This window comes from Allobosea sp. 2KB_26 (genome assembly GCF_052115715.1).
Lineage (GTDB): Bacteria > Pseudomonadota > Alphaproteobacteria > Rhizobiales > Beijerinckiaceae > Allobosea.
In genome coordinates this window covers 493,685-519,575 of sequence record NZ_JBFRHE010000002.1, presented here as the reverse complement: position 1 = coordinate 519,575, position 25,891 = coordinate 493,685, and the positions used below count along the sequence as shown (strand labels likewise).

The window sequence follows — 25,891 nt, the reverse complement described above, 5'->3', positions numbered from 1 at the left end:
CGGGAAAGGACAGAGAGCGGCGAACGGCATGGCCTCAGCCGTCCCGCAGCGGCCGGCGGATATCGAGCGCCTCGATCAGGGCATCGCCGAACAGGTTGATGGCGATGACCGTCGCCGCGATGACGAGGCCGGGAAATATGATGATCCAGGGCGCGATGAAGATCTGCGCCGTACCGGAGCTCATCATCGCCCCCCAGCTCGGCAGGGGCGGCTGAGCCCCCAGGCCGAAGAAGCCGAGCGTAGCCTCGAGAACGATGGCATCGCCCGTCGCCAGCATTCCCGCGACGATCACCGGCGTGATCGCATTCGGCAGCAGATGACAGAACAGGATGCGCGCGGGGCTCGCGCCGATATTGATCGACGCCTCGATGAAGACCTCGTTCTTCAGGGTCATCACCTGCGCCCGCGTCAGGCGCGTGAACTGGGCGAGATAGGCGATGCCGATCGCGATCGCCGTGCTGTGCAGGCCCGGACCGAGAATGGCGATCAGGATCAGCGCCAGCAGGATTTCCGGGAACGACCAGGTCAGATCGACGATGACGGTGACGATCCGGTCGAAGACGCCGCCGAAATAACCGGCGGCTGCGCCGAGCGACGCGCCCACGGCGACCGAGAGCGAGATCGACAGCACGCTGACGCTGAGCGAGGTGCGCGCGCCCTGGATGATGCGCGAGAGCAGGTCGCGTCCGAATTCGTCGGTGCCGAGCCAATGCGCGGCCGAGGGGGGCGAATTGGCCAGGCTCAGATTCTGGCTCGCATAGTCATAGGGTGCGATCCAGTAGGCGAGCAGCGCGCAGAGCACGAGCCCGAGGAGGAAGAGCGCGCTGAGCGCTCCCCTTGGCGAACGCGCAATCCGCGCGGGCAGCGAAGACCGACTCATCGGGCACCCATCACTTCGCGCAGCCGCGGATCCATGGCTGCCTGGACAAGGTCGCCGAGCAGCGTGCCGAGCATCACCGCGATGGCGAGCATCAGCAGGCAACCCTGGACGAGCGGGTAATCGCGCTGGCCGAGCGCGGTGATCAGCAGCGAACCGAGCCCCGGCCGCGCGAAGACGAACTCGACCGTGACCGCGCCGCCGAGAATCCAGCCGATGCGCAGGCCAAGAATGGTGGCGACGGGCATCAACGCATGCTGCAGGACATGGCGGAGCTGGATGCGCCAGAACGGCAATCCCTTGGCGTAGAGCACGCGAACGAAGTCACGATTGGCCGTCTCGATCATCGCCGCCCGGGTGACGCGGGCGATCAGAGCAGTGCCCCCGATGCCGATGGTCAGCACGGGCAGGACGAGCGCCTCCCAGCTGCGCGCACCGGAGACCGGGAACCACTCGAACTGGACCGCGAACATCAGGATCATCAGCAGCCCGAGCCAGAAGCTCGGAAGGGTCGAGCCGAGCAGGATCAGCCCCATCACGGCCCGGTCGAACAGGCTGTCGCGAAAGGAGGCGGCCAGCACGCCGACCGTGATGCCGATGATAGTGGAGAACAGGAAGGCGAGCCCGCCGAGAGCAAGGCTGTGCGGCAGGTTCTCGGCGATCAGCTTCGCCACCGGCTGGCGCAGCACGATCGCATCACCAAGGTCGCCGGTGACGACCTTGCCGAGCCAGCGCAGATATTGGGCAATGAGGGGCTGATCCAGCCCGTATCGCGCAATCATCTGCGCCTGCTGCTCGGGCGACGACCCGACCTGGATGATATGGTCGAGCGGGTCGCCCGGCACGAGATGGATGATCAGGAAGATCACCAGCGACACGGCCAGGAAAACCGGCACGAGCAGAAGCAGTCGCTTGATCGCGAATTGAAGCAAGGCGCCCTCTCCCGCTCGAACCGGTCCGCGAACCCGTCAGTTGACGGGTTCGATATCGACGATCGACTGGCTCGACAGACCCGAACCGCGGATCTTCTCCGGCATGGTGACGCGCTTGCCATGGGCGAAGAGCTGGACCGGCTGGTAGATCGGCGCGAACGGATACTGGGACAACACGTACTCATGGTATTTGGTGAAGTTCACGACGCGCTCGTCCCAGTTGCGCGACTTGTTCATGGCGATGTCGTTCAGCTTTTCGGCTTCGGGATCGTTGAACATCGAGACATTGGGATAGCCGAGGCGCTTGGCGCTGAAGAACCAGTCGACGATATCGGCATTGGTCCAGAGATAGGCGCGGACCGCGAGTTGGTGGTCGGTCTTCTTGCGGTATTGCGAATTGATGGTGCTGGAATCGAGGATCGTGATGTCGGCCTGCATGCCGACCGCCTTGAGTTGCGCTTGAAGAACCTCAGCCAGCCGCTTGAATTCCGTGCCGTTCTGGGCCCAGAACTTGACCTGCAGCGGCTTGCCGTCCTTGACGCGGATACCGTTGGGGCCAAGCTTCCACCCGGCCTCGTCGAAGAGCCGCTTCGAACGCTCGGGGTCGTAGCTGATCTTGTATTTCGGGTCGACCTTCGACTCCTGCAGCGAGGAGATCAGGAAGGTGTCGGCCACTTCGCCGAGCCCGCCATAGAGGCTCTTCATGATCTCCGCCTGATTCACGGCGAAGGCGGTCGCCTCCCGAACCTTGATGTCGGTGAAGGGCTCCACGCTGGTGTTGATCGGCATGTAGACCAGCTCGGTGCCCGGGATGGTCACCACCTTGATCGACTTGTCGGCCTGCATGCGCGGGAGGAAGTCTGTGGGGACGGCGACGATCAGGTCCGCGCCACCGGTCTTCAGCTCGAGATAGGCAGTCGATTCCTCGGCGATCTCACGAAAGGTCAGCTTCTTGAACTTGGCCGGCCCCTGGTTCTTCGAAAGGTCGGAAGCCCAGGCATAGTCGTCATTGCGGACCAGCACGGTCTGCTGGCCGACCGTGAACTGCTGGAGCTTGTAGGGACCGGTGCCGACGGCCTCGCTGACGCCGAATTTGTCGCCGAGCGCCTGATAGGATTTCGGCTCGGGAATGCACATGAACGAGCTCGCGAGGTTCGAGAGCAGGTTCGGGTCCGGGTTCTTCATGTGAAAGCGCACAGTGAGGTCGTCGACGACCTCGACGCGCTCGATCGCCTCGACGGTGAAGGCGTTCTCCGTGCCCTTGAACTGCGGTACCCACCATTCGATCGTCTTGGCGTTGAAGGGCTCGCCATTGTGGAACTTCACGCCGGGCTTGAGCTTGAAGGTCCACTGCTTGCCGTCGGCCGATGTCTCCCACGACGTCGCGAGCTGGCCATGGAAGCTCTGGTCGGCATCCTGAAGGACCAGCCGGTCATAGATCAGCGTCGTCGCCGTGTTCAGCTTCGTCGCCTTGATCGGGTTGTAGGTCGGCGCACCGACCCAGCGTGCCGTCAGCACGAAGGTCGCCTCCTGCGCGACGACAGCCGACAGCGCTCCCGAGATCGCCGTCCCGGCCAGCGCGAGAGCGAGTGCCGCTCCCCTCACCTTCATCTTTGTCATGACTCCATTCCCCTCTTTTTTGATTGCTGATGGGTCTTCGTTCACTCGACGGGGCCTGAACCATCCCCCACATGCCCCGTGAATCGGCTGTAGAGCGTCGCCATCTTGTTCAAGCGCTCCTCGACGGACGGGCCGAGCTCGATGAAGACGCTGTTGACCAGAAGGCTGCCGAGGCTCGCCATCTGCGCAGTCGAGTCCCAGAACTGATTGAACTCGGTCGAGACCACGAGCACCTCGTCGACGAGGTCGCGGCCCCAGTCGCAGAACGCATCGGTGACGAGCGTGGTCCGGATGCCGGCCTGCTTGGCTTCGCGGGCCAGGAGCTTGGCCATGCGCGAATAGCGGCGGGCCTCGAAGATCACGAGACAGGGCGACGGCCCGCCCGAGAGCAGCAGCTCGGCGAAATTGCCACCCGCAAGGTCAACGAGATGGACGCCCTCGCGCAGGTACTGGAGCTGGTTGGCGAGATACTGGGCGAGGCCCCGTTCGGTCTGGAAGCCTGTGACATAGACAGCCGAGGCCTCGGCCAGCCGCCTGGCGACCCGCTTCCATTCATCCGTCTGGGCCAGCTCGTAGATGGCCACCAGCCCGGAGATCTCGAGCTGCAGGCCGCGGGCGAGCTGGTCCTCTCCGGCCAGGCTGCGCTGTTGAAAGTCGCGCAGGCGGTCGCTGATCAGCCAGGGGCGATCACCGATATCCTGCCTGAGCTGCTCCTTGAGATCTTTGAAGCTCTTGTAGCCGAGCGAGCGGCAGAAGCGCCCAACCGTCGGCTCGCTGACCGCGACCTTTTCGGCCAGGCTCCCAGCCGTCTCGAACGGGACGCTGTTCAGGCGCGCCAACATGTAGCTCGCCAGCGCCTTGTCGGCCTTGGAACCGTCCTCGAGGCAAGCCTGCAGTCTCTGGCGCAGCGTCTGGGTCATGGGTTTGCCCGGTTGATGGGGCAATCAAGAAATTTTTCTTTCATGGTGTCAAACGATTTTTCTTTTCTTGCAAATAGCTGAAAAATGAGGCTTCTCGGACGAGGTCGCCTGCCATTTTGCGAAGCGCGACGCGACTGATGCCGCCGAGGAGCGATGGGCCAAACGATCAAGCAATCCGACGTCATCGTGCTGGGCGCGGGCATCGTCGGAGTCAGCGTGGCGCTGCATCTGCAGGCGCGTGGGCGTGCGGTGACGCTGATCGACAAGGGCCTGCCCGGCGCCGAGACCAGCCACGGCAATGCCGGCCTGATCGAGCGCTCTTCGGTGATTCCCTATGCCTTCCCGCGCGACCTCTCCACGATCCTGGCCTATGCCTCGAACCGCTCGGTCGCGGTGCGCTACCGGCCGGATTTCCTGGCGCAGATCCTGCCCTGGCTCGCCCGCTACTGGTGGCATTCGGCAAGCGAGCGACTGAATCGCGCGGCCCAGGAGATGCTGCCGCTGATCGAGCGCTGCATCGGCGAGCATGAGCATTTCGCGGGGCCGGCCGAGGTCGAGCCGCTGATGCGTCGCGAGGGCTGGATCGAGTATTACCGTTCGGCTCGCAGCTTCGAACGCGCAGCCGAAGGCGCGGCCGAACTCGGTCCGTTCCGGCTGTCCTATGATGTGCTCGACAGGCAGGCGCTCAGCCGCAGGGAGCCAGCCCTGCAGGGCGATATCGCTGGCGCGCTGCACTGGCGCGACCCTGTCACCGTCAGCGATCCCGGCGCCGTGACGCGTGCCTATGCGAATCTCTTTACGGCCCGTGGCGGCGAACTCGTGACCGGCGATGCAAAGGGCCTGGAACAGGACGGCGCAGCCTGGACGATAGCCACGCCGCGCGCGCAGCACCGCGCCGGGGCGGCAGTCGTCGCGCTCGGTCCCTGGTCGGACGATCTCTGCCGGCGTTTCGGCTATCGGTTCCCGCTCGCCTACAAGCGCGGTTATCACATGCATTACGAGGCGCAGGGCAACGCTGGGCTGAACCACCCGATCTGCGATGCCGAGGCTGGCTTCGTGCTGTCGCCGATGATGCGTGGTATCCGCCTGACCACCGGCATCGAGCTCGCCGCCCGCGACGCCCCTTCCGATACGCGGCAGATGAAGCAGGCGGAGCAGATCGCACGGCGCATCTTCCCGCTCGGCAAGGCGATTGATCCCTCGCCCTGGCGCGGAGCCCGGCCGTGCCTGCCCGACATGAAGCCGATCATCGGCAAGGCGCCGCGGCATGACGGGCTCTGGTTCAGCTTCGGCCATGCCCACCACGGCTTTACGCTTGGGCCCGTCACGGGGCGCCTGCTCGGGGAGATGATGACCGGCGAAGAGCCCTTCACCGACCCGCGCCCCTATGCTGCCGAACGTTTCACCGAGCGGAGCTGAACGGGGACGGAATGCCACTCGGTTGCGCTTCGGCCATGCGTGGTTGGCGGCGCTTGGCGCGGTGGACACGGCCGGCCATCGGGCGAAGCTGCCGCGAGAGAGGAGCCATTGCATCGGCATCCTGATGCGCGACACTCTTCGGCGCGTCTTCAGCGATATCGCCGATCCGCCATGGCGAGGTCAGGTACCGCGTAATCAAGCATTCGTATTTTGCGTGTTTCTATTGCAAACTGAAAGCCAATCGCAATCGCGCTCGCAGTGACAGGCCCATGGATCAGCTCAGCACCCCTCGGCAGGCCGAGATTCTGGCCACGGCGCGATTGCAGGGAAAGGTCGGCGTCGACGAGCTGGCTGCTCGCTTCGATGTGAGCCCGCAGACCATCCGCAAAGACCTCAACGAACTGTGCGACCGCAGGCTGATGACGCGTATCCATGGCGGCGCCGTCATCGCCTCGGGGGTCGAGAATGTCGCCTATGAGGCCCGCCGCTTCATCGCGCAGGCCGAAAAGCGCGCCATCGGCGAAGCCGCCGCCCGGCTGATTCCCAACAACGCCTCGCTCTTCATCAATATCGGCACCACGACCGAGGAGGTCGCGCGCGCCTTGATGCAGCATGAGGACCTGATGGTCATCACCAACAACCTGAATGTCGCAACGCTGCTGTACCGGCAGCCCAGGATCGATGTGGTGTTGGCCGGGGGACCGGTCCGGCGCACGGATGGCGGGCTGATCGGCTCGAGCACGGCCGAATTCGTCAGCCAGTTCAAGGTCGATTATGCCGTGATCGGAGCCTCGGCCATCGACGAGGACGGTGCGTTGCTCGATTTCGATTTCCGCGAGGTGAAGATCTCACGCGCGATCATCGACAATGCCCGGCGGGTCATGCTGGTCGCCGACCGGCTGAAGCTGGAGCGCGCAGCACCGATCCGCATCGGGCATCTTTCCGAGGTTGACGTCTTCGTCACCGACGAATTGCCCTCGCCGGCGTTGCGAACCCTATGCAAAGGCGAAGCTGTCCAGCTCGTCGAAGTCGGGCGCCGGGAGTGATCCGCATGGGCGCGCTCGCCCCGTGTTGGCGCAAACTGGCCATGCTGGCGGAGCCATTGCTTTCGATTTTAGGTTCACCTATTCAAAAATCATCATCAAAACGAAACCAAACCTGAAGCTATCATCCCGACAGCCGGAGAAACGCCGTGACCGCCGCTCCCGAGAATGCCGCCCAGCCATATGATCTCGCGATCATCGGCGGTGGTGTTAATGGCTGCGGAATCGCGCGCGACGCCTCCGGCCGCGGCGCCTCCGTCATCCTGTTCGAACAGAGCGACCTCGCCAGCGCGACGTCCTCGGCCTCGACCAAGCTGATCCATGGCGGTCTGCGCTATCTCGAGCATTACGAGTTCCGGCTGGTGCGCGAGGCGCTGATGGAGCGCGAGGTGCTCTGGCAGCTGGCGCCGCACATCATCCGGCCGCTGCGTTTCGTGTTGCCGCACCACAAGGGCCTGCGCCCGGCCTGGCTGCTGCGGCTCGGCCTCTTCCTCTATGACCATATTGGCGGTCGAAAACTCCTGCCGCCGACCAGCACCATAGACCTCCGGCAAACCCCGCAGGGCGAGCCGCTGAAGCCGGAGTTGGTGAAGGCCTTCGAATACTCGGATTGCTGGGTCGAGGATTCGCGGCTCGTCGTGTTGAACGCAGCCGACGCGGCAGCGCGCGGCGCGGACATCCACACGCGCACGAAGGTGCTTCATGCCGAACGCGAGGGTGACGTCTGGCGAATCAGCACGGTGCGGGACGGTGTGCGCAACAGCGTCCGCGCCAAGGCCCTGGTGAATGCGGCCGGGCCCTGGGTCGGGCAGGTGCTGAACGGGATCGTCCGCTCGAACACGCAGGCCGCCGTGCGCATGGTCCAGGGCAGCCATATCGTGGTGCGCAAGCTCTACGAGCATGACCGCTGCTATATCTTCCAGAATTCCGACGGCCGGATCGTTTTCGCCATTCCCTATGAGCGCGACTTCACGCTGATCGGCACGACCGATCGCGACTACCACGGCGACCCGGCGACCGCTTCGGCCACGGCCGAGGAGATCGACTATCTCTGCGCGGCGGCAAGCGAGTATTTCAAGCAGCCGGTGACGCGCGACGGCGTGGTCTGGACCTATTCCGGCGTCCGGCCGCTCTATGACGATGGCGCCTCGATGGCCCAGGAGGCAACGCGCGATTATGTCCTGACGCTCGACGCACCCGAGAGGGAGGCGCCGCTGCTGTCGGTGTTTGGTGGGAAAATCACCACCTATCGCCGACTGGCGGAAGCTGCGATCGAGCGCCTGGCGCCACATGCCGACTGGGCAAAGAAACCCAGATGGACGGTCACCGGCACCTTGCCGGGCGGCGATTTTCCGGTCACCGGCTTCGATACGCTCACCACTTCGATCAGTGCGGCGCATCCGTGGCTGCAGCGAGAGATCGTCACTCGGCTCGTTCGTGCCTATGGTACCCGGGCTCGCGATATCCTTGATGGTGCAAGTTCGCTTGCGGACCTCGGCCAGCATTTCGGCGCCGATCTCTATGAGCGCGAAGTCCGCTACCTCATGCGCGCGGAATGGGCCGAGAGGGCCGAGGATGTGCTCTGGCGCCGGACCAAGCTCGGCCTGAGGCTGTCCGAGGCCGGGGCCGGGACACTCGACGCCTTCATGACCAACACCGCGGAAGCACACCTCGCCCCTGCGACGCAAGGCTGACCTCCTCCAGTCCATCCATGGGCGCGTGAGGCGCGGTTTGCTCCCATGCGCTTGATCAAGCCCTGGGAATGACGCACCACTTTGCGCCCTGCCCTACGGCTACCGGATTGCGAGTTTCCGCCATGACTGCCTATGCCGAGCTTTCCGCCCATTTCGGCCGCGTCGCCGCCCTGTCCAATGCCATCGGCATCCTGCAATGGGACAATGACGCGATGATGCCGAAGGGCGCGGCCGATACGCGGGCCGAGAGCATGGCGTTGCTGCATGTGCTGCGCCACGGCATGGTCACCGAGCCGCGTATCGGCGACTGGCTGCCAGCGGCCGAGGCCGATACGACGCTTGGCGCCTGGGAGAGGGCCAATCTGCGCGAGATCCGGCGCAGCTGGACGGTCGAGACGGCGTTGCCCAGCGATCTGGTCGAGGCATCGAGCAAGGCGGTTTCGGCCTGTGAGATGCGCTGGCGCCAGGCCCGGGCCGATTCCGATTTTGCCGGCCTGCTGCCCTTTCTGGCCGAGGTGCTCAAGCTTCAGCGCGAGATCGGGCGGGCCAAGGGCGAGCGGCTCGGGCTCTCCCCCTATGATGCGCTGCTGAATGATTACGAGCCCGGCGGTCGCGCGCAGCGGATCGACGGGCTGTTCGATGATCTCGCGGCCTTCCTGCCGGGGTTCACGCAGGAGGCGCTTGCAGCGCAGGCCAGGCGGCCTGCCGCACCGAGTCTGGAAGGGCCCTTTCCGATCGAGGCGCAGCGCGCGCTCGGCCTGAAGATGATGGCGGCGCTCGGCTATGATTTCGAGCGTGGCAGGCTCGACATCTCGACGCATCCCTTCTGCGGGGGCGCCGACAATGATGTGCGCATCACCACCCGCTATGACGAGGCCGACTTCACCAAGGCCCTGATGGGGGTCCTGCACGAGACCGGCCATGCCCTCTACGAGCAGGGCCGTCCGCAAGCCTGGTTGAGCCAGCCGGTCAGCCATGCGCGGGGCATGAGCCTGCATGAGAGCCAGTCGCTGCTGATCGAGATGCAGGCTTGCCGCAGTCACGAATTCATGAGCTTCGCCGCGCCGCTGATGCGGGGCGCCTTTGACGCGAGCGGACCGGCCTGGGAGGCCGAGGCGCTGTGGCGCAATGCGACGCGGGTCCAGCCCGGCTTCATCCGCGTCGATGCCGACGAGGTCACCTATCCCGCCCATGTCATTCTGCGTTATCGCCTGGAACAAGCCCTGATCGCGGACGCCATGCCGCTCTCGGAGCTGCCCTCGGCCTGGAACGAGCAGATGCGGGCGCTGCTCGGGATCACGCCGCCGGACGACCGGCTCGGCTGCCTGCAGGACGTGCACTGGCCGAGCGGCGGCTGGGGCTATTTTCCGACCTACACGCTCGGTGCGATGACTGCGGCGCAGATCTTCGACGCAGCCTGCCGGGCCCAGCCGGAAATCCTGCCCGCCATCGGACGCGGAGACTTCTCTCCGCTCCTCGGCTGGTTGCGAACCAACATCCACAGCCAAGGCTCGCTCTACGAGACCGATGAATTGCTGACCCGCGCCACCGGTCGTCCGCTCGATGCTGGAGTGTTCAAGGCGCATCTGCGCCGACGCTATGTCGGAGAATCGTGACATCACCTGCAAATAGTCTGGCGGGAATGTAAGATATCTTCCACAATCACAGACGAGCCAGGCGCGGCACTCCAGCGCCCGGTTCTCTTTGTCACGGTGCAAGAGGTCTACATGTCTCCGCGCGGCGCAGCTCCACCCAAACCCGCCGCACTGACGCGCCGCCAGCGCAGTGTGCTCGCGGCCGTCCAGGAGCTTGGCTTCGTCACGATCGACGGGCTCGCAAGGGAGTTCGAAGTCTCCAGTCAGACGATCCGGCGCGACATCATCAAGCTGCAGCAGGCCAATTACCTGCACCGCTTTCACGGCGGCGCCGGATTGACGGACGGTACATTTCGCCCGGGCTACGCGCAGAAACTGACGACAGCCCCTGCCGGCAAGGAACGGATCGGCAGGGCGGTGGCGGAGATGATTCCCGAGGGCGCATCGGTCTATCTCGATGTCGGGACGACGGTCGAAGCCGTCGCGCGGGCGCTTTTGAGCAAGATGACCCTGAGAATCATCACCTGCAGCGTCTCCGTCGCAATGATCTTCTGCTCCCATGGCAAGTTCGACGTGTTCGTGACGGGCGGCAGCGTCCGTGGGGCGAACGGCTCGCTCGTCGGCAGCGTCACCACCGAAAGCCTCAAGATGTTCAGGGTCGATTATGCGGTGATCGGCTTCGGCGGCTTCGACGACGACGGCGCACCGATGGATTTCGACCTGGAGAAGATCGCGGTGCGGCAGGTGGCGCTGGCCCATTCCCGCCATGGAATTGCGGTCGCGGATGCCTCCAAGTTCGGCAAAGCCGGCGTTGCCCGCGTCGCGCCGCTCTCGGCCTTCCATGCCCTGGTGACCGATAGCGAACCGCCCAAGCCCTTGCGCCGCTTGTTCGACACGGCCGGCGTCCGCTGCGTCGTGGCCTAAGTCACGATTTGAGAGGATAGCCGGCAAAATCATGATTGCATGATCGTTCCCGCGCATTATGATCATTTCAGATCAACCGCACCGGCCATGCAGGCCCAAGAAGATGCGGCAGATAATCTGGAGGGAACGGATGGTTCGGATTTCGCTGGCCGCGCTCGGCGCGGTAGCTATGGGGCTCGCCCTGGCATCGCCCGCCCATGCGCAGAGCTGCGCCAATCGAGGCACGCTCGATGCGCGCTATTGCGATGCGGATAACGATCTCCTCGCGGATACGCCGAGCGACAAGGCGCTACAGAAGAACCCGGATACGCTGGTCTTCTCCTACACCCCAGTCGAGGACCCGGCCGTCTACGAGAACGTCTTCTCCGATTTCCTGGCCCATCTCAGCAAGGTCACGGGCAAGCGCATCCGCTGGTTCGCGGCGGAATCCTATGCGGCCCAAATCGAGGCCATGCGCTCGGGCCGCCTGCATATCGCTGGCGTCGCCAGCGGTCCGACGCCCTTCGCCGTCAATCTTGCCGGCTTCGTTCCGATCGTCGCCATGGAGCGCAAGGACGGCGGTGTCGGCTATACCTTGCAGCTGATCGTGCCGAAGGACAGCCCGATCAAGAGCATTGCCGACCTCAAGGGCAAGCGCGTCGCCCATGTCGCGCCCTCCTCAAATTCCGGTGACACCGCGCCGCGCGTCCTGTTCAGGGAGAAGGGCATCGAGCCGGGCAAGGACTATGAGGTGCTGTATTCCGGCAAGCACGACAACTCGATCATGGGCGTCGTGAACAAGGACTATGACGCCGCTCCGGTTGCATCGAGCGTGGTCGACCGCATGAGGGCGCGCGGCATGTTCAAGCCCGACGACCTGCGCATTGTCTATGAATCGGCACCGTTCCCACGGACCGCTTTCGGCATCTCGCATGATCTCGCGCCCGAGCTGCAGGACAAGATCAAGCAGGCCTTCGCGACCTTCGACTTCCCGAATTCCAAGCTCGCCAAGGAGTTCAAGGACGAGAAGGGCTTCAAGGCATTGAGCTACAAGGCCGACTGGGCCGATATCCGCACGATCCAGCGGGATACGGGCATCGTCTACACCCAGGACGGCCTCTCCAAGCTGAAGCCGGATTGATGACGGCCCCCTCCGGCATGCCGCTGCTGCGGATCGAGGCGCTCGAAAAGACCTACCCGACGGGCAAGCGCGCCCTGGCTGGCGTCGATGTCACCATCGATAGACCGCAGGTCGTCGCGATCATCGGCTCGTCGGGCGCGGGCAAGAGCACGCTGATCCGCTGCATCAACAGACTCGTCGAGCCGACGGCCGGGCGTATCCTGCTCAATGGCGGGGATATCGTGGCGCTCGATCGCAAGGGCCTGCGAGCCGCGCGGCGGCGGATCGGCATGATTTTCCAGGAGTACAATCTGGTCGAGCGGCTGACCGTTATGCAGAACGTGCTCTCGGGCCGGCTCGGCTATGTCGGCCTGATCGCCTCGCTGCGCTATCGCTTTCCGGCAGAGGATATCCAGGCGGCCTTCGCGCTTCTCGACCGTGTCGGGCTCGACGGCTACCACAACCAGCGCGCCGATGCTCTGTCGGGCGGGCAGCGGCAGCGTGTCGGCATTGCGCGCGCACTGATGCAACGGCCCGATCTGCTGCTGCTCGACGAGCCGACGGCCAGCCTGGACCCGAAGACCGCCCGCCAGATCATGCGGCTGGTGCGCGAACTGGTCTCCGAACGGCAAACGCCGGCGATCATCAATATCCACGATGTCGCGCTGGCAAAGGCCTATTCCGATCGCATCATCGGCCTGCGCGACGGCGTCGTCGTCTTCGACGACGGCCCGGCCGAACTGACGGACGAAGTTCTCTCGGTCATCTATGGCGACGAGGACTGGGCTTTGCCTGGAGAGGGCGACGACGAACCCACCCCGGCGCTCAGTTCCGCCTCATGAGCGTAACCGCCTCCCCCGCCTATCCGACGACATGGCGGCCGCCGAGCCTCTTTGGCAGCCGCCGGCGCAGGTTCATCTTCTGGGCCGCCGTCGTCGCCTATGTGATCTGGTCGGTGTCCGACCTCAATATCGACGGCAACCGCATCCTCGCTGGCCTGCCGCGCGCGCTCGACATTTTCGCACGCATGGTCCCGCCGGATTTTTCGCGCTGGGAAATGCTGCTTTCCGGCATGGTGGAGAGCATCCAGATCGCGATCGCCTCGACGATCCTCGGTGCCCTGCTCGCAATCCCGATCGGGCTGGCGGCCGCTGCCAATCTCTCGCCGCGCCCACTCTATCTGCTGGCGCGCGGCTTCATCGTGGTCGGGCGGACCTTCCATGAAGTCATCATCGCGATCTTCTTTGTGAAGCTGTTCGGCTTCGGACCCGTCGCGGGGCTGCTGACGCTCGCCTTCTCCTCGGCGATCTTCCTCGGCAAGATGCTGGCCGAGGACATCGAGAACATGAAGGAAGGCCCGGTTGAGGCCATTCGCGCGACCGGCGCGAGTTTTGGCCAGGTCGTCGGCTACGCTGTCGTGCCTCAGGTCATGGTCAAACAGCTCGGCGTGCTGATCTATCGGCTCGACGCCAATCTGCGCCATTCCACCGTCATCGGCATCGTCGGCGCAGGTGGCATCGGCCAGACGCTCTCGGCCTCCTTCTCCCGCTACGATTTCGATTTCTCGAGCGCCATCCTGCTCACCATCGCAGCGCTTGTCGCGCTTGGCGAGTGGTTCAGCGACTGGGCACGGCGGAGGCTCAGGTGAAGGCGAAAGCAAACCAGCGCCGGGATGGCGGGGCGCGGCCCGAGCGCAGCTATCCCGACCATTGGGAGCGCCATACCGCGCGCGAACGGCTGACGCAGTGGCTCTGGCTCCTCGGCGGCGCGTTCGCTGCCGTCTGGTCGGTTTCGGCGCTCGACATCGAATGGGCCTTCTTCGCCGACGCGCATGAGCAGGCGGCGGACCTGATCCAGCGGATGTGGCCGCCGCGCTGGTCCTATCTGCCCGTTGTCGTGCGTCCGCTGATCGAGACGATCCATATCGCGACACTCGGCACCATGATCTCCATCGTGCTGGCGCTGCCGGTCGCCTTCCTGGCAGCGCGCAACACCACGCTGAATCAGGGAACCTGGCTCGTCGGGCGCGCGATCCTCGTGCTGTCCCGTTCGATCAATACGGTGATCTGGGGGCTTCTCTTCGTCGCCATCTTCGGCCCTGGCCCGGTGGCCGGCATCTGTGCGGTCGCGGCCCGTTCGGTCGGCTTTATCGCCAAACTCGTCGCCGAAGCGATCGAGGAGGTCGAATCCGGCCAGATCGAGGCGGTGGAGGCGACTGGCGCTGGCACCTTCCAGATCTACGGAGTCGCCATTCTGCCGCAGATCCTGCCCGTGCTGATCGGCACATCGATCTATCGCTGGGACATCAATGTGCGGGAGTCGAGCGTGCTCGGCTTCGTCGGCGCCGGCGGTATCGGGCTCCTGCTCTACGCCTCGATCAACCAGTTCGCCTGGAGCCAGGTTCTGGTCATCCTCATTGCCATTCTGGCGATCATCATCATCAGCGAGGCGCTTTCCGCCTATGTCCGTTCACGTATCACCTGAAACCGGGGCCCCCGTCAGGCATCTCTCCGGCCTTGCCGAAATCGCGCAGCGCTATGACGGCTTCCTGCTCGACCAATGGGGCGTGCTGCATGACGGCACCACCCCCTATCCCGGCGCGATCGATTGCCTGGAGAGGCTGCGTTCGGCTGGCAAGGCCATCATCATCCTGTCCAATTCGGGCCGGGGAGCCCGAGAGAATGAGGAGCTGATCGCCCGGATGGGCTTTGCCCGCGCGCTGTATGATCATGTCGTTTCGGCCGGAGACGATGCGCGGGATGCCCTTCTGACCGAGCCTGATCCGTTCTATCGCGCTCTCGGCCGCCGCTGCTACCTCTTCGCGCGCGACGGCGAGGACCATTTGATCGACGGGCTGGGCCTGGCCAGGGTCGAGCGCATCGAGGACGCCGATTTCCTGTTCACGCTGAGCATGAATCCGCCGCAGCAATCGCTGGCGGGCTGCCGCAGCGTGCTTGAGGCTGCGGTGGCCCGCGATCTGCCGATGATCTGCGGCAATCCCGATCTCTACCGCGTCCATGCCGACGGTACGCTGCATGAGGCGCCCGGACTTGTCGCACGGACCTATGCCGAGATGGGCGGGCGGGTTCGCTATCACGGCAAGCCCGAGCCGCGTATCTATCGCAGCAGTCTGCAGCGGCTTGGCCTGGCTCCGCGTCAGGTGCTTGCGGTCGGAGATTCGCTCGAGCATGACGTCGCCGGCGCAACCGGTGCCGGGATCGATGTCGCCTTCATTGCCGGTGGCATTCATCGTCAGGATCTGGGCTGGCCAACGTCGGGCACGGTCGACCGTGCCAGCTGCGCCAGGCTTTTCGGTACGTCCGGATGGGCGCCCGGTTACGTCTTGCCCTATTTCGCGTGGTGATATCGACGCCCTGACTCGGCTACCGCCGATTCCCACCTGCGTCCTATTCTGACGATCAGCCGGTCCTCGGGCCCCCAGGCCTTGGGGGCCGGCTTCTGCGCGCCGTCATGCTCTCCGCGAAGCCGTCCCCCTCCTCAAGGTCAAGTTCCACCCGCTAGTCGGGCCGGAATTGGTGTACTAGTATACATGTCAAGGCCTCGGCGCGCGGCCGGTCTGGTTGCGCGGATAGCAGGCCTATCCAGGGAGAGACCATGACCGAATTCACACGCCGCGGCGTGCTGCATGGAGCAGCCAGCCTTGCCGCTCTCCAGGCGACAGGCGCCTTCGCCCAAGGCCTGCCCCTGCCTTCCAGCCCGGTTGCGCTGAACATCATCGATGTCGCCGGCAACCTGCAGCTGACCCAAGCCTCGATCGAACGCTTCGCCAGGGAAAACCCAAAGCTGATCTCGCGGGTGAATTTCTCGCGGGCGCCCTCGCCGGAGCTGCCGGCGAAGCTCAAGGCGCAGCAGCAGGCCAATCGCGTCGATCTCGACCTCGTGCTGACCGGGCCGGGCGCGATGTCGGACGGCATCCAGCAAGGACTGTGGATCGACGTCTGGAAGTCCTACCCGTCGCAATTGCCGAAGGCCGAGGAGGTCTATCACGAGCAGGCGCTGATGATGCAGCGCAACTTCGGTCAGAACGAAGGGGTTGCGGTCGTCTATTCGCCATCGGGACCGCTCTTCGAATACATCCCGGCCCGGCTGAAGACCGTGCCCAAGACGGCTGCCGAGCTGCTGGCCTATGTAAAAGCCAACCCCAAGCGCTTCACCTATGCCCGCCCGCTGAATTCCGGTCCCGGCTGGACCTTCCTCCAGGGTATGCCCTACATCCTCGGCGACAAGGATCCGAGCGATCCGATGAATGGCTGGGACAAGACCTGGGCCTATCTCAAGGAGCTCGGCACCGGCATCGACTACTATCCCGGTGGCACGGCCGCGACGATGAAGGAACTCGGCGAGGGCACGCGCGACGTCATCGTCTCGACGCTCGGCTGGGACATCAACCCGCGCGTGCTCGGCATCGTGCCGAAGGAGGCCGAGGTCTTTGCGCTGGAGAACACCCACTGGATTCCCGACACCCAGTTCATGTGCATTCCCAAGGGCGTGCCGGAGGCCAAGGTCGCCGTCATCTTGGCACTGATGTCGTTCATGCTGAAGCCCGAGCCGCAGGCCGCGACTTATGACAAGGGCTATTTCTATCCCGGCCCGGCCGTGAAGGGCGTGACGCTCGCCATGGCGCCGCAGGAAAGCCGCGACGTCATCAAGGAATTCGGGCGCGCCCATTATGACGAGTTGATCGCCAAGCTGCCGACCCGCCCGCCTCTGACTCCGGAACGGCTCGTCGCCGCCTTCCGGCGCTGGGACCAGGAGATCGGCGTTGGCCACGGAGCACCCCAATAGCATGCGCTTTGCCGCCATCGGCCTCGACCACCGCCATATCTACAACATGGTCGAAGGTCTCCTCGAAGCCGGCGCTGTCTGCGCCGGCTTCGACCCGCGCACCAGCGACGAGCGTGTCCTTGTGGGGTTCCGCGAGCGCTTTCCGCAGCTCCAGGCCATGGATGCCGACCGGCTGATCGACGATCCCTCGATCGATCTCGTCGCCTGCGCAGCCATTCCCTCGGAGCGCGCCGCGATCGCGATCCGGGCCATGCAGGCCGGCAAGGACGTCATGGTCGACAAGCCGGGCGTGACGACATTCCAGCAGCTTGCCGATGTCGAGGCGACGGTCGCCCGGACCGGGCGGATCTTCTCGATCTGCTTCTCCGAGCGGTTCTTGGTGCCCTCGACGATCATCGCCGCCAAGCTCATCGCCGACGGTGCGATCGGGCGGGTGGTACAGACCCTGGGTGTCGGCCCGCATCGCCTCAACCGGGCGATCCGGCCGTCATGGTTCTTCGAGACGAGCGCTTTCGGCGGCATTCTCACCGATATCGCCTCGCACCAGATCGACCAGTTCCTGCACTTCACCGGTTCGCGCGATGCCGACATCGTTGCGTCGGGAACGGGCCATTTCGGTGGCGCGGAGCTGCCGGATTTCGAGGATTTCGGGGAGATCCTGCTGCGCAGCCCGCAAGCCGGCGGCTATATCCGCGTCGACTGGTTCACCGCCGACGGGCTTCCAACCTGGGGCGACGGGCGGCTGACCATCCTCGGGACGGAAGGCACGATCGAGCTGCGCAAATATGTCGATATCGCCGGCCGGCCGGGCACCGACCATCTCTTCCTCGTCGACGGCAAGGGCACCCGCCATATCGATGCCTCCGGCGAGCCGCTGACCTATTTCCGCAATCTGGTCGCCGATATCGGAGACAGGACGGAGACCGCGATGTCCCAGCAACACGCCTTCACGGTCTGCCGGCTGGCGCTGGAAGCGCAGGCAAAGGCCGTGCGGCTGCCCGCCCGCACGAGCGAAAGGACTGCTTCGTGACCCGCAAGATCGGCATTGCCATCGTCGGCCTCGGGCCAGCTTCCCTGCCGCATTCCCGCAGCCTGATCGACCTCGCAGAGAGGGTCGATGTACGCTGGGCGGTCAGTCGCTCGGCAGAGCGAGCCGGGGCCTACGCCAAGCAGTTCGCCTTTCCGGTGACGACCGATCTCGATGCCGTGCTGGCTGATCCAGCGGTCGAGGCCGTCATTGTGCTGACGCCGCCGAGCAGTCATCTCGACGTCTCCGCGCGCTGCTTCGAGAATGGCAAGCATGTGCTGGTCGAGAAGCCGCTGGAGTTGACGGTCGCACGCGGCGAGGCGCTGGTCGAAGCCGCGCGCCGTGCCGGCAAAGTCTTCGGGGTCGTGCTGCAGCACCGATTCCGGCCTGCGAGCCTGCGCCTCAAGGCTGCACTGGCCGCCGGCGAACTCGGAACCGTCGAGGCCGCTTTCCTCAGCGTGCCGTGGTGGCGTCCGCAGGCCTATTACGACGAGCCCGGCCGCGGCACGCTGGCGCGTGACGGTGGCGGCGTGCTCCTGACCCAGGCGATCCACTCGCTCGACCTGTTCCGCTCTTTGGTGGGTGTGTCCCAAGTGGTCGCGGCGCAGGCGCGGACCACGAAGCTGCACCGCATGGAGACCGAGGATTTCGCCTCGGCGCTGCTCGAGCTCGGCAATGGCGCACCGGGCACGCTGATGACGACGACCGCCGCCTATCCCGGCCATCCCGAGCGCATCGAGATCATCGGGACCCAGGGCTTCGCGACATTGATTGGCGGCACGCTTAGCCTCTCCTTCCTCGACGGCCGCAAGGAGATCGTGGAGGCGGAGGGCAGCACGGGCAGCGGCGCCAATATCATGGATTTCCCCCATGATGCGCACCGCGCGGTGATTGCCGATTTCCTGGATGCGATATCGACCGGCCGCGATCCCGTGGTGACGGGCAGCGAGGCGCTGGCATCCCAACGCGTCGTCGATGACATCCTCGCGGCCGCGAGACGCTGAGGCCGCGCATATAACGGCCTGTCGACCCATCATGGCATCCCGGACGCCGCGAAGCGGAGATCCGGGAACCATGTCGGCGGCATATCTCGCAAGAAGAGCAGATCTGGATCCCGGGCCGCCCTGAGGGCGCCCGGGGTGTCCCTGTTGTGTCCGGGACCGTCGTGTCCCGGACCTCGCGTTTGACCGCGACGCTCAGCGGGCGCGCTTGGCGCCGACCATTTCGTCCCATTTGCGGAAGGCCACGACCATCTTGTCGGGCTTCAAGGGCAGCTCGATCGGGTTCTTGGCAATCAGGTCGGCATATTCCGGCCGGCCGAATTCGGCGATCACCTTCTGGCTGCTCTCCGGGGCCAGCGACAGCGGCACGTTCTTCACCGCCGGGCCCGGATAGAGATAGCCCTCGTCATAGGCATAGGCTTGGGCCTTCGGCGTCAGCACATAGGCCATCAGATCGAGTACCACGGCGAGGCGATCGTTCGGGACGCCCTTCGGTACGCACATGAAGAAGGCGTCCGAAACCCAGTGGAAGCCCTTCAGCGTGCCGATCATCGCCGATTTCGGCACGATGCCGAGCGCGCGCGGGTTGATGTCCCAACCGGTGGTCGAGATGATGATGTCGCGCGAGCCCTCGCCGAACTCCTTCATCGTCGCGCCGGTGCCAGCCGGATAGTAGTCGATGTACTGGCCAAGCTCCTGCAGATAGGCCCAGGTCTTGTCCCAGCCGCCGACCGGATCCTGCGGATCCTTGTCGCCGAGGATATACGGCAGGCCCATCATGAAGGTGCGGCCCGGTCCGGAATTGGTCGGGCGCGCATACATGAACTTGCCGGGATTGGCCTTGGCCCAGGCGAGCAGCTCGTCGGCCGTGGTCGGCACGTTCTTGACGCGCTCCGGTGCATATTCGAGCAGCGGGCCGGAGGGGTAGTAGTTGACCACGACGCCAAAGCCGTCGCCCTGCGCTCGGTGCAGGTTGAGCGCGGCCGGCTCGTAGTTCTCCTCGATATTCGGGAATTTGTCGGCGAAGTCGGGCAGGATCTTGAGCCAGAGCTTCTGTTCGAGGCCCGCTGCAAGGCCGTCGCTGCCGGTCAGCACGAGATCGAGATCGGCGCGGCCGGCCTCCTGCTGCGCCTTGATTTTGCTGGCGAGTTCCGGTGCCGGCGCCTTCACGAAGGTGATGCGCGAGACCAGCTTCGGATTGGCCGCGCGATAATCCTCGAACGCCTTCTGCATCAAGGCCAGCGCACCGCCGACATCGATGATGTTGATGCCGACTGGCGAGGTCGGCAGCGGCGGCGAAGCCGCAAAGGCCGCTGGCGCTCCCGTCGCCATCGCGGCCAGGCCGCCCAGCACGGTGCGGCGGTCAATCCCCGTGAAATCCTTGCTCATGGTCTCTCCCTCTTTGGTTAGGCTGATCGTTGGGTTGTCTAGATCTTGCCCGCGTCGTAGCGGCGTTCCTCGGGTCCGATGCGCACGCGCTGCACGGCGAGATCAGCGGACCACTCGACCTCGCTCAGTGGCAACACCAGCCCCCTCGCCCGCAAGGCTGGCTCAAGCGCCGCCAGCGGATGGCTCGAGGCCATCGCGACCGCCTCCTCAGGCGCCGCCAGGCCCCAGGCCACGATATTGCGCACCCCCTGATCGAGGCAGAGCGCCGAGCCGGCGAGCGAGACGCTTCCCGGCTGGCGCACGGAGCCGTCGGCCTTCCGCTCCACGCTCATGCCGGCGAAGGGATAGTTGCCGGGCTCCGCCGCTGCGGCCGAAACCGCGTCGGTCACAAGGATCGAATGGCCAAGTCCTTTGGCGCGCAACAGAGATTTCAGGGCCTTGGGATGGACATGGATGCCGTCGGCAATGAAACTTGCCCAAAGCCCGTCTTCGGCAAGCTGCGCGAAGATCGCATTGGCGAGCTTGTGCGTGACCTGCGGCATGCCGTTGCCGAGATGGGTGGAGAGGGTCGCGCCCGCTGTTGCCGCGGCCGCGACCTGATCGAAGTCAGCCGCTGTATGGCCGAGAGCGACGATCCTGCCCTGGCCATGCAGTGCCGCGATCAGGGCCGGCACGGCCTCGACCTCGGGGGCGACCGTCACCATCAGGATCGGCCGGTCGAGCCCTGCTTCGAGGCGATCGACCAGGCCGGGATCGGCGGCGGTCATCGCGGCGGCCGGGTGACAGCCGGAATAGCCGTCAGCCGGATTCAAGAAGGGCCCTTCGAGATGGTAGCCCGGGCACATCAGTGGGCCGAGCCGGCTCGCCGAGATCGCGGCATCAAGCGCGCGCAGGCGCTGTACCAGTTCATGCGGATGGGCGGTGATCACTGTCGGCAGGCAAAAGGTCACGCCCGTCCGAAGCATCGCCTCCAGCGCCCGGTCGATCTCGGCCGCCGTCACCACGCCTGAATTGAAGTCGACGGCCGCAAAGCCGTTGACCTGGAGATCGACGAGGCCGGCCGTCAGCATGATCGCGCTCTTTCCCACCATCAGCCGCGCTTGAGCAGGGAGGCCGCTGGCGGATCGAGGAACAGCACCGTGTTCTTGTGGGTCTGAAGGATCGAGGCGGGGTAGAGCGGGCTCACCGGACCTTCCAGCGCGTCGCGCGTGGCCTTCGCCTTGCGCTCGTCCGGCACCGAAAGGACGATCAACTCGCTCTTCAGGATCTGGCGGACGCTCATCGAGATGGCGCGCTCCGGCACCGCTTCGAGGCTCGGGAACCAGCCTTCGCCGAACTGCTGCTGGCGGCAGGCATCATCGAGCTTGACCACGATGTAGGGCTCGTCCGTCTCGAAATCGGCCGGAGGGTCGTTGAAGGCAAGATGGCAGTTCTCGCCGAAGCCGGCGAAGCAGACATCGATGCGTCGTCCCGCGATCAGTTCGCCGAGCCGGCGCGCCTCCTGCTCGGCATCACCCTCGCCATCGACCGGGATGAACTCGACCTTGCCACCCAGCGGGGCGACAAAGCGCTCCTGCAGATAGCGACGGAAGCTCGCCGGATGCTCCTGGCCGAGACCGACATACTCGTCGAGATGGAAGGCGGTGACCTTCGACCAGTCGATGCCCTCGGCAATGACGAGATGGTTCAGCATCTCGAACTGGCTGGCCCCGGTCGCGACGATGATCGTCGCATGGCCGTGACGCGCCTGTGCTTCGCGAATGGCCGCAGCACCACGGGCCGCAGCCTGAACGCCGAGGGTCTGCTTGTCGGCGACGATGTTGATATCGATCATGCTATTTCTGAACCCGGACAGAGCAAATTGTTTCAAAATTCTCAGATCGAGCTTATGAGCGCCTCTGTAAAATGCAATCTCAATTTCGGAACCGTTAGGTTCTAAAATATGGATGCCCATGACACTGCCAGCCATCGACCAGATGCTGTTCTCCGACGGACACGGCAGCGACCGCGCCCGCGCCTTTACACTCGTCGCACGCGGCCAAGCCCATTCCCGGCCTGAGATCGGCGCCGCGCTCGGGCTGCGCTCGACCACGACATCGCGCCTCGTCGGCGATCTGGTGGAGCGCCGCCTGCTGCTGGAAACCGCGGGGCAGAAAGCCGGCCGCGGCCGTCCGGCCGGCCTTCTCATTGCCAATCCACGCCGCATCGGCGCTTCCGTGATCTATGTCGCGAGCCAATCGCTGGTCGGTGCCTTGGTCGATCTCGATGGCCAGTTGCTCGAGGAACGCGTAGTCGAAATTGCCTCGAAGGCGGATAACGGCGTTGTCGCAGGCGTGATGGCGACGCTTGGCGCGAACCTGCTTGCGGCCATGCCGCGCGGCATGGAGCATGCCGGCACGGCCGTGTCGCTCTCGGGCCTGCTCGATCTCAGGCGCAAGCAATGGCTGATGTCGTCGCGCTGGCCGAACCTGCGCGGCCTCGATGTCGGTATCGCGCTCGGGGAAACGGTCGGGCCCGTCGTGGTCTGCCGCAATCTCGACGCCGAGTTGCGCGCGCGCATGGCGCAGGATTCCGAGCAGTTCTCGGACGGCGCGCTCCTGCTGCACTGGGGTTGGGGCATCGGGCTCGGCTACGCCATCGGCGGACGCTCGCTTGCGCCGCCCGGCGGCTCTTTCGGAGAAGTCGGGCACTGGCGCTTCGCCGCGCTCGATGGCCGCCGTTGCGGCTGCGGCAACACCGCCTGCCTGGAAACCGGCGCAGCGCTTTGGTCGCTCCTGCCAGAACTGCGCCGGCGTTGGCCCGATCTCGCGGAGGACGAGAACCGCCTCTACCGGCAACTGGCGCGCTGCGACCTGACCAGCCTGCCCGAGATCGACACAGCTGCACGCTTGCTGGCGCGCGCACTCGCCAATGCAAGCCGCCTGCTCTTTCCGACCCGGATCATCGTGACCGGCCCGTTCGTCGCCAATGCGCAGCTATGGGCGCATTTCGACGGGTTGTTCAGGGCCGAGGGAACAATGCACGGGTTGATGATGCCTGAACTCGTCAGCGACCGCTCGAGCCGGCACTATGAAGTCCACGGAGCGGCGACGCCGCTGCTCAGCAAGGCGCTCGCAGGGCTCCTGCAGGGATCCTGACCTTTGCGTCAATCCTCAGCGGTTTCGCGCCGCAATTCCCAGGCGAGCATCGCCTCGGCGAGCGCATGCAGTTCCTGTTCCTTGGTGCTGGTATCGGGGGCAGTCTGAAGCTCCGCAACACGCAGCTGAGCTTGCTCATAATCCTCGTCGGTATGAATTACGATCGGTTGTTTCATGACAGCCCCGCGCTACGTCCGGGTCATGAAAGAGGCTGACCCAACCTGATTATAACCCAAAAATCGGCGCGGATGTTCCGCTAACGCGGCGGCAGCGCGGCATAATAGGCCGCAATCGCCGCAATCTCGTTCACCGACATATGCCGCGCCATGTAGCGCATCTCCTTGTGAGCCCGCTTGCCGGTGCGAAAGGCCATCATCTGGTTGAAGAGATAGCGCTCATTCTGCCCCGCCAGATGGGGCACTTCGGTGTCGCGGGCAATGCCATCTGCGCCGTGGCAGGCAGCACAATCATCGAGCGGGGATGTCCGCGGCTCGGACGCCACCGGTGCAACCATCATCAACCCGGCCACCGTGAGCGAGGCCGCCGCCGTCATCCCCAAGCCAAATCTGAACCAGCTCATGATCGAGGCTCCTCCCATCGCAGCCTTCGCCGCAAAGCCATGGCGAGCCTGTCGCACGGTAAGCGTTAAGATCGCGGAAGCCCTCGCCCTGAAATGCGCTGGGTCCGCACTGGCTCGCGCCTCCAGGCGCGCTACCGCGTCGCCGGTGGCGCCGGATGGATGAACGGCCAAGGGCTTGCCTCAGTGCCGCGCGGAATCGTGATCTCGATCAACGCCGGCCGATCATCGGCCAGCGCCTTCTCCAGCACAGGGCGGAAGGCTTCGGGTGTGTCGACCCGAACGGCCTCGACCCCGAAGGACCGAGCGAGCTGAACGAAGTCAGGGTTGACCAGATCCGACCCGATCAGCCGGCCCTCGAAGCCCGTCAGCTGGTCGCGCCGAACATTGCCATAGGAGCTGTTGTTGAAGACCAGCGTGACGACGCCGATGCCATACTGCACGGCCGTCGCCAGTTCCTGGACAGCGAACATGAAGCCACCGTCGCCGGTGATCGCAACCACGGGCCGATCCGGCCGGGCCACTTTCGCGCCAAGCGCGGTCGGGAAGCCGGAGCCGAGCGTGCCCTGATAGCCGGAGGACAAATAGGTCCTGGGCTCATAGACCTTGAAGCCGTACCAGGAAGCAAAGCCGACCTGTGACAGTTCGTCGGTGACGATGCCGTCCCTCGGCAAGACCTCGCGCAGGACCTGCAAATAGGCCATTTGCGGTTGGATCGCCTGGATCTTGGCTTCAGCTGTCGCGGTCGCCTCCGTAATCACCGCGCGACGGCCGGGGCGGCTCTGCGGCAGCCGTCCAGCGGCCTTGGTGAGCGCAGCCGTGGCCGCACGGGCATCGGCCAGGATCGCGACATCGGGAACGGAGCGGCGCATCTCGACCGGATCGATGTCGATGCGAACCGATTTCAGGTTCGGCGGCGTGTGCGACCAGCGCCAGCCCGGCAGCTCCAGGCGCGTACCGATCCCGATCAGCAGGTCAGTCTGGGGCCAAAGCTCATAGGCCGCAGCCATGGTGAGGCCGAGTTCATGGTCATTCGACAGGATGCCGCGACCGCTGCGGAAGGCGATGACCGGCGCATCGATCAGTTCGGCCAGTTGCAGGATGTCATCCGCGGCATCGAACGCGCCGCTGCCGACGAAGATCATCGGCGCCTTCGCCTCCGAGATCAGTCTCGCGGCGCGGTCAATCGCATCGGCGTCAATGGGCGGCGGCGGCGAGGGATCGAGCACGGACGCGACCGGCATTTCCGCCTGCTGCGTGAAGACGTTCCAGGGCATTTCCAGCGCCGCCGGACCGCGCCGTCCCGAGAGCATCGCCTGGAAGGCACGGGATACGGCGGTCGGCGCCAGTGCGGGATGCTCGACACGCTCGGCCCATTTGGTGAAGCCGCGCAGGGTCGCAAGCTGGTCCGGCATCTCGTGCAGGTGCCCGCGACCGCGATCGAGGAAGGGCGTTGGCACCTGCCCTGTCAGGCAGAGCACCGGCTCGTTGCCGCCGAAGGCCGTCAACAGGGCCGCCCCTGCATTCAGGATGCCGGGGCCGGGCACGACGGTGCAGACGGAGGGCCGACCGGTGGCCCGCGCATAGCCAAAGGCCATGTAGCCGCAGGCCTGCTCGTGACGCGCGCCGATGGTCGCGATCCTGTCCTTGTTGCGCTCGAGCGCGTCGAACAGGCCGTAGATCTGTGCCCCGGGAAGGCCGAACACCGTATCGATGCCATGATCGATCAGCCCGGACACAAGTCCCTCGCCGCCAGTCGCTCTCACCATATCCGCCTCACCTTGTCCTGCAGACTGGCCCAATGGGCCAGGACATCAACCTGAGTGGAGTC

Annotated in this window: 24 protein-coding genes; 14 read left to right on the top strand and 10 right to left on the bottom strand. The window is 65.1% G+C overall.

The window, feature by feature from the left end:
* Window positions 1-34: 34 nt before the first annotated feature.
* Genes AB4099_RS10565 through AB4099_RS10550 form a run of 4 tightly spaced genes read right to left on the bottom strand, consistent with a single transcriptional unit; the run spans window position 35 to window position 4,349 of the window.
* Window positions 35-880 carry an ABC transporter permease gene (locus AB4099_RS10565; RefSeq protein ID WP_069880984.1) on the bottom strand — a complete coding sequence of 282 codons (846 nt, stop codon included), beginning with the start codon at window positions 878-880 and terminating at the stop codon, window positions 35-37.
* Window positions 877-1,809: an ABC transporter permease gene (locus AB4099_RS10560; protein WP_113519030.1), complete on the bottom strand. Its 933-nt coding sequence runs from the start codon at window positions 1,807-1,809 to the stop codon at window positions 877-879. Before AB4099_RS10560 ends, AB4099_RS10565 begins: the two co-directional genes overlap by 4 nt.
* Before the next feature lie 36 nt (window positions 1,810-1,845).
* On the bottom strand, window positions 1,846-3,429 hold the full coding sequence (locus AB4099_RS10555) for an ABC transporter substrate-binding protein (RefSeq protein ID WP_441478017.1): 1,584 nt from the start codon (window positions 3,427-3,429) through the stop codon (window positions 1,846-1,848).
* A 41-nt stretch (window positions 3,430-3,470) separates the two neighbouring features.
* Window positions 3,471-4,349 (bottom strand): MurR/RpiR family transcriptional regulator, encoded by an 879-nt coding sequence (locus AB4099_RS10550; RefSeq protein ID WP_441478016.1) that lies wholly within the window; start codon window positions 4,347-4,349, stop codon window positions 3,471-3,473.
* A 153-nt stretch (window positions 4,350-4,502) separates the two neighbouring features.
* On the opposite strand from AB4099_RS10550, the gene AB4099_RS10545 reads away from it, so the two are divergent.
* The 13 genes from AB4099_RS10545 (at window position 4,503) to AB4099_RS10485 (ending at window position 18,960) form a co-directional block, all read left to right on the top strand.
* Window positions 4,503-5,768 (top strand): NAD(P)/FAD-dependent oxidoreductase, encoded by a 1,266-nt coding sequence (locus AB4099_RS10545; protein ID WP_441478015.1) that lies wholly within the window; start codon window positions 4,503-4,505, stop codon window positions 5,766-5,768.
* A gap of 269 nt (window positions 5,769-6,037) precedes the next feature.
* A complete protein-coding gene (locus AB4099_RS10540; protein ID WP_113519034.1) occupies window positions 6,038-6,814 on the top strand; it encodes a DeoR/GlpR family DNA-binding transcription regulator in 777 nt (258 codons plus the stop codon).
* A gap of 146 nt (window positions 6,815-6,960) precedes the next feature.
* Window positions 6,961-8,505 carry a glycerol-3-phosphate dehydrogenase gene (glpD, locus tag AB4099_RS10535; RefSeq protein WP_441478014.1) on the top strand — a complete coding sequence of 515 codons (1,545 nt, stop codon included), beginning with the start codon at window positions 6,961-6,963 and terminating at the stop codon, window positions 8,503-8,505.
* A gap of 122 nt (window positions 8,506-8,627) precedes the next feature.
* A complete protein-coding gene (locus tag AB4099_RS10530) occupies window positions 8,628-10,121 on the top strand; it encodes a carboxypeptidase M32 (protein WP_441478013.1) in 1,494 nt (497 codons plus the stop codon).
* Window positions 10,122-10,232: 111 nt separating this feature from the next.
* Window positions 10,233-11,024 (top strand): DeoR/GlpR family DNA-binding transcription regulator, encoded by a 792-nt coding sequence (locus tag AB4099_RS10525; RefSeq protein ID WP_441478012.1) that lies wholly within the window; start codon window positions 10,233-10,235, stop codon window positions 11,022-11,024.
* A 130-nt stretch (window positions 11,025-11,154) separates the two neighbouring features.
* Complete coding sequence (gene phnD / locus AB4099_RS10520) at window positions 11,155-12,144, top strand: phosphate/phosphite/phosphonate ABC transporter substrate-binding protein (protein WP_441478011.1); 990 nt, start codon at window positions 11,155-11,157, stop codon at window positions 12,142-12,144.
* 23 nt (window positions 12,145-12,167) lie between these two features.
* The gene (gene phnC / locus AB4099_RS10515) at window positions 12,168-12,965 is read left to right on the top strand and encodes a phosphonate ABC transporter ATP-binding protein (protein WP_441478064.1); all 798 of its coding nucleotides are present in this window, start codon (window positions 12,168-12,170) and stop codon (window positions 12,963-12,965) included.
* Window positions 12,962-13,771 carry a phosphonate ABC transporter, permease protein PhnE gene (phnE, locus tag AB4099_RS10510; protein WP_441478010.1) on the top strand — a complete coding sequence of 270 codons (810 nt, stop codon included), beginning with the start codon at window positions 12,962-12,964 and terminating at the stop codon, window positions 13,769-13,771. Before phnC ends, phnE (AB4099_RS10510) begins: the two co-directional genes overlap by 4 nt.
* Complete coding sequence (gene phnE / locus AB4099_RS10505) at window positions 13,768-14,607, top strand: phosphonate ABC transporter, permease protein PhnE (protein ID WP_441478009.1); 840 nt, start codon at window positions 13,768-13,770, stop codon at window positions 14,605-14,607. Before phnE (AB4099_RS10510) ends, phnE (AB4099_RS10505) begins: the two co-directional genes overlap by 4 nt.
* Entirely contained in the window at window positions 14,585-15,487 is a 903-nt protein-coding gene (locus AB4099_RS10500) for a TIGR01459 family HAD-type hydrolase (RefSeq protein WP_441478008.1), read from the top strand. Before phnE (AB4099_RS10505) ends, AB4099_RS10500 begins: the two co-directional genes overlap by 23 nt.
* 251 nt (window positions 15,488-15,738) lie before the next feature.
* Complete coding sequence (locus AB4099_RS10495; protein ID WP_441478007.1) at window positions 15,739-16,929, top strand: extracellular solute-binding protein; 1,191 nt, start codon at window positions 15,739-15,741, stop codon at window positions 16,927-16,929.
* A 1-nt stretch (window position 16,930) separates the two neighbouring features.
* A complete protein-coding gene (locus AB4099_RS10490) occupies window positions 16,931-17,959 on the top strand; it encodes a Gfo/Idh/MocA family protein (RefSeq protein ID WP_441478063.1) in 1,029 nt (342 codons plus the stop codon).
* Entirely contained in the window at window positions 17,956-18,960 is a 1,005-nt protein-coding gene (locus AB4099_RS10485; protein ID WP_441478006.1) for a Gfo/Idh/MocA family protein, read from the top strand. Before AB4099_RS10490 ends, AB4099_RS10485 begins: the two co-directional genes overlap by 4 nt.
* A gap of 192 nt (window positions 18,961-19,152) precedes the next feature.
* Here the strand turns inward: AB4099_RS10485 and AB4099_RS10480 are convergent, their stop codons facing one another.
* From AB4099_RS10480 to AB4099_RS10470, 3 genes are read right to left on the bottom strand one after another with little or no spacing between them, the layout of a single operon-like run.
* Window positions 19,153-20,346 (bottom strand): ABC transporter substrate-binding protein, encoded by a 1,194-nt coding sequence (locus AB4099_RS10480; RefSeq protein ID WP_113519045.1) that lies wholly within the window; start codon window positions 20,344-20,346, stop codon window positions 19,153-19,155.
* Window positions 20,347-20,384: 38 nt separating this feature from the next.
* The gene (locus AB4099_RS10475; protein WP_441478005.1) at window positions 20,385-21,416 is read right to left on the bottom strand and encodes an N-acetylglucosamine-6-phosphate deacetylase; all 1,032 of its coding nucleotides are present in this window, start codon (window positions 21,414-21,416) and stop codon (window positions 20,385-20,387) included.
* Between the two features lie 20 nt (window positions 21,417-21,436).
* Entirely contained in the window at window positions 21,437-22,180 is a 744-nt protein-coding gene (locus AB4099_RS10470; protein WP_441478004.1) for a glucosamine-6-phosphate deaminase, read from the bottom strand.
* A 118-nt stretch (window positions 22,181-22,298) separates the two neighbouring features.
* Here AB4099_RS10470 and AB4099_RS10465 point away from each other — a divergent pair, with 118 nt between their 5' ends.
* Window positions 22,299-23,483: an ROK family protein gene (locus tag AB4099_RS10465; protein ID WP_441478003.1), complete on the top strand. Its 1,185-nt coding sequence runs from the start codon at window positions 22,299-22,301 to the stop codon at window positions 23,481-23,483.
* Between the two features lie 8 nt (window positions 23,484-23,491).
* Here the strand turns inward: AB4099_RS10465 and AB4099_RS10460 are convergent, their stop codons facing one another.
* From AB4099_RS10460 to AB4099_RS10450, 3 genes are all read right to left on the bottom strand, one after another.
* Window positions 23,492-23,659: a hypothetical protein gene (locus tag AB4099_RS10460; protein WP_441478002.1), complete on the bottom strand. Its 168-nt coding sequence runs from the start codon at window positions 23,657-23,659 to the stop codon at window positions 23,492-23,494.
* Between the two features lie 80 nt (window positions 23,660-23,739).
* Window positions 23,740-24,063 (bottom strand): c-type cytochrome, encoded by a 324-nt coding sequence (locus tag AB4099_RS10455; protein ID WP_441478001.1) that lies wholly within the window; start codon window positions 24,061-24,063, stop codon window positions 23,740-23,742.
* 131 nt (window positions 24,064-24,194) lie between these two features.
* Entirely contained in the window at window positions 24,195-25,829 is a 1,635-nt protein-coding gene (locus AB4099_RS10450) for a thiamine pyrophosphate-dependent enzyme (protein WP_441478000.1), read from the bottom strand.
* Between the last annotated feature and the right edge of the window lie 62 nt (window positions 25,830-25,891).

Excerpts from the sequence above, each read along its gene's own strand:
- AB4099_RS10565 (WP_069880984.1), bottom strand. The coding sequence starts at position 880 with ATGAGTCGGTCTTCGCTGCCCGCGCGGATTGCGCGTTCGCCAAGGGGA.
- AB4099_RS10555 (WP_441478017.1), bottom strand. The coding sequence starts at position 3,429 with ATGACAAAGATGAAGGTGAGGGGAGCGGCACTCGCTCTCGCGCTGGCC.
- AB4099_RS10550 (WP_441478016.1), bottom strand. The coding sequence starts at position 4,349 with ATGACCCAGACGCTGCGCCAGAGACTGCAGGCTTGCCTCGAGGACGGT.
- AB4099_RS10545 (WP_441478015.1), top strand. The coding sequence starts at position 4,503 with ATGGGCCAAACGATCAAGCAATCCGACGTCATCGTGCTGGGCGCGGGC.
- AB4099_RS10540 (WP_113519034.1), top strand. The coding sequence starts at position 6,038 with ATGGATCAGCTCAGCACCCCTCGGCAGGCCGAGATTCTGGCCACGGCG.
- AB4099_RS10530 (WP_441478013.1), top strand. The coding sequence starts at position 8,628 with ATGACTGCCTATGCCGAGCTTTCCGCCCATTTCGGCCGCGTCGCCGCC.
- AB4099_RS10525 (WP_441478012.1), top strand. The coding sequence starts at position 10,233 with ATGTCTCCGCGCGGCGCAGCTCCACCCAAACCCGCCGCACTGACGCGC.
- phnD (WP_441478011.1), top strand. The coding sequence starts at position 11,155 with ATGGTTCGGATTTCGCTGGCCGCGCTCGGCGCGGTAGCTATGGGGCTC.
- phnE (WP_441478010.1), top strand. The coding sequence starts at position 12,962 with ATGAGCGTAACCGCCTCCCCCGCCTATCCGACGACATGGCGGCCGCCG.
- AB4099_RS10500 (WP_441478008.1), top strand. The coding sequence starts at position 14,585 with ATGTCCGTTCACGTATCACCTGAAACCGGGGCCCCCGTCAGGCATCTC.
- AB4099_RS10495 (WP_441478007.1), top strand. The coding sequence starts at position 15,739 with ATGACCGAATTCACACGCCGCGGCGTGCTGCATGGAGCAGCCAGCCTT.
- AB4099_RS10490 (WP_441478063.1), top strand. The coding sequence starts at position 16,931 with ATGCGCTTTGCCGCCATCGGCCTCGACCACCGCCATATCTACAACATG.
- AB4099_RS10480 (WP_113519045.1), bottom strand. The coding sequence starts at position 20,346 with ATGAGCAAGGATTTCACGGGGATTGACCGCCGCACCGTGCTGGGCGGC.
- AB4099_RS10475 (WP_441478005.1), bottom strand. The coding sequence starts at position 21,416 with ATGCTGACGGCCGGCCTCGTCGATCTCCAGGTCAACGGCTTTGCGGCC.
- AB4099_RS10470 (WP_441478004.1), bottom strand. The coding sequence starts at position 22,180 with ATGATCGATATCAACATCGTCGCCGACAAGCAGACCCTCGGCGTTCAG.
- AB4099_RS10465 (WP_441478003.1), top strand. The coding sequence starts at position 22,299 with ATGACACTGCCAGCCATCGACCAGATGCTGTTCTCCGACGGACACGGC.
- AB4099_RS10460 (WP_441478002.1), bottom strand. The coding sequence starts at position 23,659 with ATGAAACAACCGATCGTAATTCATACCGACGAGGATTATGAGCAAGCT.
- AB4099_RS10455 (WP_441478001.1), bottom strand. The coding sequence starts at position 24,063 with ATGAGCTGGTTCAGATTTGGCTTGGGGATGACGGCGGCGGCCTCGCTC.
- AB4099_RS10450 (WP_441478000.1), bottom strand. The coding sequence starts at position 25,829 with ATGGTGAGAGCGACTGGCGGCGAGGGACTTGTGTCCGGGCTGATCGAT.